Genomic DNA, 8,644 nt, shown 5'->3' with positions numbered 1-8,644 from the left:
TATTTCTTGCTCGAATATCTTAATCGCCGTGATAATGGGAAGAATCTGATTAGCCAGTGTTATCGCAAGCAGTTTGTTCGATTCGATGACAACACTATCGTACGTCAACGGTGTCGCACTTTTTATCGCCTCTAAACGAGATGATACTAATTTGGCAAAACTACCGCGAGAGGTTAGGAAGCGAGAGATTGTGTCGGCTTTTGCGCGTTTAAGTTTATCCAGCGACGGCCATCGCGTAATGAATTCGACGAATAACTGCGAATCTCTGTGCGTGAACCACTCAAGAGGTTGTGGGTAATATTGCTTGAGCGCATTGATAAGCCGATTTACATATCGTTTCTTTTCATCCACTAATCGGCGACGTTCCTCGACCAAAAAGGCTAATTTTCTGATTTTATCGTCAGCCATTTTAAGCGGCGTGATTTTATCTGGATAGCGAACTAACAATTCAAGTGCGATTGACGCGTCAGTTGGCTCATCCTTGGCTCCACTTGGTGATAACGCTCTACGATATCGGCACAGCATCGTCGGGTTAATTGGGAATAAGGTGACAAAAGGATACTTTTGCAAGGCATAGACGAATGGCCCCTTTGACAGCTCAAGCGCAATCGCAATTTGCCCTGGATGCTGTTGATGCAGCTTCGTAATCCACTGTTCGATAGCTTCAGCTGAATGTTTTACAACGGCTAACTCCCTTGTACCATCTGCATACTGGATACAAACATCATGCTTGGATGAAGCCCAATATAATCAAATAAGAACGCTGAAATCATTTGTTCTAGACATAGTTACTCTCCCAACAGTTAACGTGTTGGATATGTCAGCTCAGTCTTTCGAAGAAAATATAGCGGCTATTCAAGATACACCCCCTGAGTATTCGTTTAAGACTGAGCGCACTCAGAACATCGAAAAAAAAGCGATAAACATCGAATGTTGTTGTCTAAGATTCGTATGAACCGAGCACATACCCTAAAAACTAAATTATCGTTTATAGGATGCGAGTGACTATATCTTGTCTACAGCTGCCCACCAGACTAGTCTCAAACTGCACATTAACATGTCAGGCAGGTGAAAGCTGTTTCACATTGGGTGAATTAGCCATACATTCAACTGTCGGGTGTGGACTTAATGACTTCCTCAATTTCACTGTTACCACTCAAGCGGGCGAGATCGATTAAATAACCTTTTTCTAACTTATCCAAAGAATGCCCTTCAAGTCGCGCTTTAACCTCTTCCACATCACCATTGGCAATAGAAGTTTTAAGCGCAGCATGATTGTTTAACGAGCGGTCTTCTGTTTTTTCAGTTGGATCATTCGCAGTCATACTTCGTCCTTGCTTTTTACTTAGTAAATTTATTTACCTTTTGTAGTTAAATAAAGCGAGAATCGATCAACGCTTCAAGCCACCCATATTTCAAACTGCCAAGGTGCAAGCTTACAGACAGAATCAGATTCAAAACTTCGCTTTTCGTCGCGCTCCCAGTGCGCATACTCTCCTTCATACAAAGGCTCTTCAAACGTTATATTAAGCTGCTCGCTAGAAAAATTGATCACAACGAACACTTTTTCCTGTTCATTACAACGTACAAAGCTAAAAACCTTGTCCATTTGCGAGTTTGGCACCTGAATCATTCTTGCCCCGTACTCTCCGTTCCCTAGCACGGTTTTGGATTTTTTCAGGGTTATTAGCTTGCGGTACAAGTTGCCTATTTCGTGATCTTGCCACTGTATAGGATCACGTTCAAAGAACGCTAACCGTTTGATTTCTCCGGCTTCTTGCCCGTTGTGAATAAGCGGCATACCCTCACCGATTACAGACAAAGCAATGCAGGCTTCAAGCGCATCACCAAATTGTTCGCGCTGAGTACCATCCCACGCATTTTTGTCATGATTACTCACGAAGGTCATTCTGTAAGCAGAGTGAGGCCAGCTCCGCTCGTTCCACGAATAATATTTGCGCAACCTATCCAGTGAGCATGTTCCATGTGCGAGTTCGTGAAGTGTCTCGTTCCAGCTCCATGCGTATGTCATATTAAACGCTTTTTCGTGAAGATCTCGATTCTCCCATTCAGCCAACATGAAGACCGGTCTAATTGCGTTTAGCGTCTGCACAGCTTGCTGCCAAAAATCATTCGGAACGTAGCCAGCTACATCGCAGCGAAATCCATCAATATCGAACTTTTCAACCCAGTAACACAGCGCGTTAATCATGTATTTCCGAAGACCAACTTGCGCATAATCGAACTCAATAATATCGCTCCAATCCCACCAAGGAGACGGGCGAAAGTCTCCTTTGTAGTCTTTGGCGTACCACTCGGGGTGCTGTTCAACCAACGGGTTATCCCATGCGCTGTGATTTGGTACCCAGTCTATGATCACTTTCAGCGAAAGCCGATGCGCTTCATTCACCAACGCTTTGAAATCTTCTTCACTACCAAATTCGGGGTTAATAGCCAGATAATCTTTTACTGCATAGGGACTACCAAGCTCTCCCTTTCTATTTTTTTCACCAATAGGGTGTACTGGCATAAGCCAAACAATATCAGCGCCCAATGATTTAATGTGAGATAACCCCTTTCTCACGCCTTCAAAATTTCCTTCCTTTGAGAACTGCCTTGTATTGACTTGGTAAATAACAGCGTGAGATGACCATTCAGGCTGAAGCACGTTATACCGTTTCTGAGGAACAGGATTGATATCCATATTATCTTTCCTTAACAAGATTAGCGTTTAGAAGAGGAAGCTGACTCGTATGCGTTACCTTATTCTGCGCTAATTTACATACTTTGGGCTTTAAAGCGTTATGGCTTAAAGTAACCGCGCGCTCTAATTTAAAGAATAGGTAAACTTGTGAAACCTAAAATAAGTACCCAAATACCAAAAAAAAGTTTTAGGCCCTGAACAGAAAATGCCAAAACCACAAACTTTGCAATCATTCCACCGACTATTGCACCTGCCCCGGCAAACAAAACAACCTGCCATACTACAGATTCGCCAATAAAGGCGTGATATGGCAACGCGGACCACACGGTAAAAGCCGACAAGATAACCGCGCTGGCAATAGACATGGTGACATTGAACCCCCGAATAATTAGGTAAACGGCAACTAACTCTCCCACCCCTACCGAAAGCCACGCGGTTATAATGCCGCCCACAAAGCCAATGATGGGTAAAAACAAAAGATCGTTCATGCGCAAGTCTTTTTTGAAATGGGTACGCTTCATTAACGGAATAGAAGCAAATATTGCGATTGCCAATAGAATAGAAAAACTACCAAAAACGATGTGAAGGTTATCGCCCCCACCCCACAATTGCGCTAGAAGCCGTGTACCTTGAGAAGCATACTGAGCGAATCCTATGCCGCATATTGACGAGGGAACCGTTAACATCAGCACACTGGGTAGTGCCTTCCAATACTGATCATACTTGTGCTGGTGTTTATAATAGGCGGCCCACGTCAATGCCCCCGCGGTCATACCACAGCATTGGATGGCAAAACTTGTCGCCACAACGCTTTGCGCAGAAAATGACAGGTAGTTAAAAAACGGAACGAAAACCACGCCACCGCCAGCTCCAGTGGCGTTCGCAAATATAGCACCAATAACGCCAAGAACGCTGAAAAGCCCGAACTCTTTAACAAGCTCGATAGGAGCAGGTTGCGCTAGCAAACTGCCAGTCCATACAAATAGAAGAACTATCAACGCTGTTTTGCCAGCGTTCTGCTTGATGAGAGAAATCACATACGTCCTTAAGGCAGAAAATACAGCAAGTTACACGGCATGACTTTTCTAGACACGCTGGAAACTAGCACTTGTATAAATTTCGAACTATTGTTATCCCACTACGTATAAGGTTTTACTTACACAGATATCATATACAGCATTTTTTAAAAACATGGTTGAAGTATCTACATTTGAGCACCTGGTGCAACTGCATCTTTCGCCAAACCGTTCAGCAACGTGGCAACAGACTAAATACCTTATTGCGGCGTTTGCCTTTTTCATTAGCTCGATAGGCATTGCTTGGTCACTGGCAGGTGCATGGGTCATATTACCGTTTGCTGGATTAGAGGTCGGGTTACTGGCGCTAATTATGTATTTAGTGTCCAAAGCAACTTACCGCTGGGAGACACTATTAATTTCCTCAAACAGTATCCAGGTTAGCAGCTCCAATGGTACCAGCATAACCTTTTTCCGCCCTGATACGTCTTTGTATTATAAAAAAGACCTGAGTTTAAAATGTGCGCCACAGCTTTTACTACAAGCCCCTCTGCAGCAATTTGAAGTGGGTTCATTTTTAAATTCATCGGACAAAGAGCGTGTTCATGAATGTATGCAAAAGGCAGGGATTGCAGTATGTTCAAACAAGTGGTGGTAAGTCGTGTTGCTTTGGTAAGCCTTAAGTGCAGAGGACCTTCACTGTTCATGACACAAAATTAATGATCATTGCGCCTATTTTCGACTAATTAAATATAAGACGCAGCTAAAACGAGTTGCAACCTAATGAGGGTTAAACTATGAACTTATACATTGAGTCACTAGAGGGCGGCAATTACCTTGCATCAACGGGTATGGGCGCCTCACGCACCTTGGTTCGTGACAACAAGTCGCAACCCAAAACGTTCCACTGTTTGAACGAGATAAGGGAGCATTTTGACTCTCAAGCCTTTGAGAAAGTTTGGCTACGTCAAAGCACACCGTATGAAGAAATGGTTGGTCAAACCGATCATCCTGGTGCGTTAGAGCTTGAAATTGAGTTGTAGCGATTTGCAGGTGTACTAGTCAGTCAGATCAATAATTTTCAACGTTCCATGCATCACTTAGCACGTTTTTTGCGTACAACTAATGCGACGTAAATTAAAACGGGTTTTTATTGAATTACAAACAGTAAGAATGGTCTTCTTCCGTAGTTAATAAAATACCTACATGCTAAGGAGAATTGCATGAAAATAAGTAAGTTAGCTATTAAATCTGTGTTTTTTGCTGCCGTGTTAGCCTTAACGGCATGCGCTTCGATGGGCGACGGAACTGTTGCTGAAAAGCGACAAGCTATATTGGATATGCAAGACAACGCGCTTGCCCGCCTTTATTCTGAAAAGCCCGATACGCGCTCTCAGGTAAAAGACGCCGCTGGCTACGCCGTATTTACGAATGCTAACATCAACGTTTTCTTTGTGGCGGCGGGCACTGGCTACGGTGTGGTAAACAATAATGTAACCGGCGCGAGAACATACATGAATATGGCTGAAGGTGGCGTAGGCCTAGGCTTAGGCGCAAAAGATTACCGAATTGTTATGGTTTTCCACACACAAAAAGCGATGAGTCATTTTATTGAAAATGGATGGACCGTAGGTGGTAACGCGGATGTAGCAGCAAAAGCCGGTAACAAAGGCGCATCTGCAGAAGGCGAAGGCTACTTGGGCAACGTAACAGTGTATACCATGACTGAAAGCGGCCTTACGTTACAGGCCACTGTAAAAGGCACAAAATTTTGGGTAGATAAAGAACTCAACTAACGCAGCTCTCGCTACTCGTTAATTAAATTCGCCATTAGTCTATCTTTTCAACGAAGGCCTCTTACATGCAAGAGGCCTTCTTATTTTCGCAGTGGTTTTATTGAGTGCGAAAAGACCCTGACGCTCACTAGAGCTCGCTTCTTGTTGCCGTCATACTTGAGGGTCTATTAACGTTCCTCGTTTCTCTTTTCCTCAATTCTCATCCACTGAGCTCGCGTACAGTTTTCAAGCAGTTCAAAGGCTTCAACTACTACACCTTGCCCTTGGACAAAAGCATGCCGTTGATTGCTTTGCCGTTTACTCAAGGCGCCAAGCTTTTCTCTTGTTCCAGCACGCCCAGGATGATTCGACAAAAATACATCAATATTTTGTTCTTTTACCAATCGTTTCATCGCCATTGCAGATTCTGTATACGACTTAATACGCGGCACATCTGGGCCATAGTTGAGCCCAGTACCGCCCCATAACACAGCGCGATGCTCTTCATTTCCATCAATTACAGGAAAAACGACAGTTAATGTACCTGGTGTATGACCTGGCGTAACATAAAGCGTTAACTCAGTAGCGTTAACATTCAACTTTTCGCCATTAGCAACGGCCACATCTCGGCTTGGCTTTTTACCCCATCGATAACTGGCAAATTTATCATTTTCTAGATAACCCCACTCTATGTCGCTCATAACTATGCGAGGGCTGTACGTTGATTCGATTAACTCAAAACCACCATAATGATCACCATGACCGTGAGAAATAATGAGATGAGATATTGGCTTATTACCTAACCCGAGTGCTGAAAGACCGTCAATTATGTACTGTTGTGCTTGCTCGTTGTTATTCAATGCATCAATCAATACGATGCTCTTGCCTGTGTCAATAGCCCAGCTTGCAACATTGCCTGCCCCTACGTAATAGAGGTTGTCAAATACTTGTTGAGGAGGTATTTGGCGGCGCCCTTTTCCTTGTCGGCTTGGCTTGCTATCACTTTCAGCTCGCTCAGGTCTTTCCCGTTGCTTTTTACCGAGCTCGAACATATCTCGCGGCGGAACACTTATATCGCATAAACTAGCTAAACCAGGGAAGTGCTTACCGCTCTCTAAACCCTTTTTTGCATAATCCTCAGCAGTTAGCGATGAACTAGCAATACTATTAGCGCAAAAGCCAATAGCCAATCCAATAGCCCCTATTTTTAAAAGGTCCAATTTAACCCTAACCATAATCTTCTTCCATCTTCAACATATCCGAACTCTTCATACCGCATTGTTCTATCAAATGCATTGTAGAGCCCTGTTTGCAGCTTAACGTTGCGCGTAAGCTTGGTGTTGTAACCTATGTCAAACAAGCCAACCCCTGGAGACAAGATGGAACGTGAAGATACTGACGTTAACGCCGTTTCTTCTCCTCTCACGGTCCATCTAGACCAAATTTCATTTACTTGCGAAAGGCGATATGTGGTGTTCAGCGTGAACAAGTGTTTTGGCTGTTGAACCAAAGGTAGGCCTTCGTTTGCACCAGTTTTCTGCTGTGAACGCGTATAGCTGTAAGCACCGTTAAAAGACCAGTTCCCTATATTATACATTGCAGCGAACTCTGCGCCGTAAGATTCAGCTTCATCCACATTGATATTGTAGCGATCCGTTTCATCCAAACAGACTAATAGCTCACAAGACGCAATAGCAATTTTGTCATCGAAATCGTTATGAAAGATAGTGATACTGTACTCTAAGCCAGCATCACCGCTATAGTACAGAGCAAGCTCTTTGTTTAAGGTCGTTTCTGGTGACAAGTCAGGATTACCGTAAACATCTCCCCCTCGACTCTCTTGAATCCACCCATCGGCCATTTCTCTTAACTCAGGCGTACGATAACCAGTAGAGATACCCCCCTTTACAACCCAATTATCGTTAATGTTATATACCGCGTACGCACGGGGGCTAATTTGAGAGCTAAACTGTTCATTATCGTCAAGACGCATACCTAGCGTGAGGGCCAAACTATCGCTAACACGCCACTCATCTTCACCATAGAAAGACCACTGGCTGTTTTTAATATTGGTCGCCTCGCCGCCATTCGTATCAAAATCATCCAGAGACTCTTCTAGAAACTCTGTGCCAACCGTAAGCATGTGGCTATCGCCAACTGCCCAAGACCATTGAGAGTTAAAGACCAGATTATCAATAGTGATATCTCGCCCAACGTTGTCAACCGACTCTCGCTGAATATAACTGCGAGCAGTCACACCACCATATTTCCCCTCGTGAGTCAGCGCATATGAATGTCTCTCGCTTTCAGTCTCTGATAAGGAATTTCTTTCTGGCAATGACTTACCAGGTGTGGATGTGCGTGTTTGATCTTGGAAAATGTATTCAAAGGTGACTGTATCTGACGTGTTTGGCGTTAAATGAAACGCTGTACGAATGTTGCTTAAATCTTTTTCTGCGTAACCTCGTTCAATTTCGTCTTCTTCCCGCTTTTGATAAAGGCCGCTGGCTGTAATGCTCAACAAATTTTCGATTAACGGCCCAGAAAACGCTAGCTGGATTTGACTGTCTGACCCACTGTCAGAGTTTTCTTGAATTTTCGTTTCTGCGCGAAGGTTCCCACTCCATTTTCTGAAGTTTTTTCGCGTTATAATATTGATCACTCCGCCCATTGCATCAGAACCATACAAGGTAGACATGGGCCCACGCACTATTTCAATACGTTCTATGCTGTCTAATGGAGGTAACCAATCTTGCTCATACCCTCCGCTACCATTTGGCTGAGACTCTCTTCCCGTCTGCTTTTTTCCGTCAACAAGTATCGAAGTGTACTGTGCAGGTAACCCGCGAACGCTGATATCTTGGCGATATCCACCACCTGTAACAGTTACACCTGGCACGTCACGAAGCGCGTCGGTAATATCTTTATAGGCTCGTTGCGCAAGTTGTTTTCTATCAATAACGCTTACTGACGCCGGCGCTTGAGACAAAAGTTGTTCAAAACCTGAGGCAGTAACAGTGATGCTTTCCACCTTGCCTTGTTCAATAGATTGGGCAAATAGGTTCGAAGAAAGCAGAGAACACAGCGAAATTGTCAGTAAAGAGGGTAAAAAACGCATACTTAATCGATTAACAAAACACAATTCATCA

Annotated in this window: 8 protein-coding genes and 1 pseudogene; 3 read left to right on the top strand and 6 right to left on the bottom strand. The window is 43.8% G+C overall.

What is annotated here, in order from left to right; genetic code table 11:
• The 4 genes and pseudogenes from V7R42_RS19520 to V7R42_RS19505 all read right to left on the bottom strand — a co-directional run.
• Positions 1-732: pseudogene (locus V7R42_RS19520) on the bottom strand (IS110 family transposase); the annotation flags it as partial.
• A 374-nt stretch (positions 733-1,106) separates the two neighbouring features.
• A complete protein-coding gene (locus tag V7R42_RS19515) occupies positions 1,107-1,325 on the bottom strand; it encodes a hypothetical protein (protein WP_334022337.1) in 219 nt (72 codons plus the stop codon).
• Positions 1,326-1,399: 74 nt separating this feature from the next.
• Positions 1,400-2,704 carry an alpha-amylase family glycosyl hydrolase gene (locus V7R42_RS19510; protein WP_334022336.1) on the bottom strand — a complete coding sequence of 435 codons (1,305 nt, stop codon included), beginning with the start codon at positions 2,702-2,704 and terminating at the stop codon, positions 1,400-1,402.
• Positions 2,705-2,832: 128 nt separating this feature from the next.
• Positions 2,833-3,741: a sulfite exporter TauE/SafE family protein gene (locus tag V7R42_RS19505; protein ID WP_334022335.1), complete on the bottom strand. Its 909-nt coding sequence runs from the start codon at positions 3,739-3,741 to the stop codon at positions 2,833-2,835.
• Positions 3,742-3,925: 184 nt separating this feature from the next.
• Between V7R42_RS19505 and V7R42_RS19500 the strand changes: the two genes are divergently transcribed.
• The 3 genes from V7R42_RS19500 to V7R42_RS19490 all read left to right on the top strand — a co-directional run bounded on the left by V7R42_RS19500 (position 3,926) and on the right by V7R42_RS19490 (position 5,516).
• Positions 3,926-4,378: a DUF2244 domain-containing protein gene (locus tag V7R42_RS19500; protein WP_334022334.1), complete on the top strand. Its 453-nt coding sequence runs from the start codon at positions 3,926-3,928 to the stop codon at positions 4,376-4,378.
• A 139-nt stretch (positions 4,379-4,517) separates the two neighbouring features.
• Positions 4,518-4,763 (top strand): DUF6482 family protein, encoded by a 246-nt coding sequence (locus tag V7R42_RS19495; RefSeq protein ID WP_334022333.1) that lies wholly within the window; start codon positions 4,518-4,520, stop codon positions 4,761-4,763.
• Positions 4,764-4,943: 180 nt separating this feature from the next.
• Positions 4,944-5,516, top strand: coding sequence for a YSC84-related protein (locus V7R42_RS19490; RefSeq protein ID WP_334022332.1), 573 nt, complete (start codon positions 4,944-4,946; stop codon positions 5,514-5,516).
• Positions 5,517-5,683: 167 nt separating this feature from the next.
• On the opposite strand, the gene V7R42_RS19485 is transcribed toward V7R42_RS19490, so the two are convergent.
• Both V7R42_RS19485 and V7R42_RS19480 read right to left on the bottom strand, forming a co-directional pair.
• Positions 5,684-6,730: an MBL fold metallo-hydrolase gene (locus V7R42_RS19485; protein WP_334022331.1), complete on the bottom strand. Its 1,047-nt coding sequence runs from the start codon at positions 6,728-6,730 to the stop codon at positions 5,684-5,686.
• Entirely contained in the window at positions 6,703-8,613 is a 1,911-nt protein-coding gene (locus V7R42_RS19480) for a TonB-dependent receptor domain-containing protein (protein WP_334022330.1), read from the bottom strand. Before V7R42_RS19480 ends, V7R42_RS19485 begins: the two co-directional genes overlap by 28 nt.
• Positions 8,614-8,644 lie beyond the last annotated feature (31 nt).

Source organism: Alteromonas sp. S015 (assembly GCF_036864485.1).
In the GTDB taxonomy this organism is placed as follows: Bacteria; Pseudomonadota; Gammaproteobacteria; order Enterobacterales; family Alteromonadaceae; genus Alteromonas.
The sequence above is the reverse complement of the archived record's forward strand: the minus strand, read 5'-3'. Positions and strand labels throughout refer to the sequence as shown.

What these genes read in the sequence shown, in the direction of transcription:
- V7R42_RS19515 (WP_334022337.1), bottom strand. Translation starts at nt 1,325, where the DNA reads ATGACTGCGAATGATCCAACTGAAAAAACAGAAGACCGCTCGTTAAAC.
- V7R42_RS19510 (WP_334022336.1), bottom strand. Translation starts at nt 2,704, where the DNA reads ATGGATATCAATCCTGTTCCTCAGAAACGGTATAACGTGCTTCAGCCT.
- V7R42_RS19495 (WP_334022333.1), top strand. Translation starts at nt 4,518, where the DNA reads ATGAACTTATACATTGAGTCACTAGAGGGCGGCAATTACCTTGCATCA.
- V7R42_RS19490 (WP_334022332.1), top strand. Translation starts at nt 4,944, where the DNA reads ATGAAAATAAGTAAGTTAGCTATTAAATCTGTGTTTTTTGCTGCCGTG.
- V7R42_RS19485 (WP_334022331.1), bottom strand. Translation starts at nt 6,730, where the DNA reads ATGGTTAGGGTTAAATTGGACCTTTTAAAAATAGGGGCTATTGGATTG.
- V7R42_RS19480 (WP_334022330.1), bottom strand. Translation starts at nt 8,613, where the DNA reads ATGCGTTTTTTACCCTCTTTACTGACAATTTCGCTGTGTTCTCTGCTT.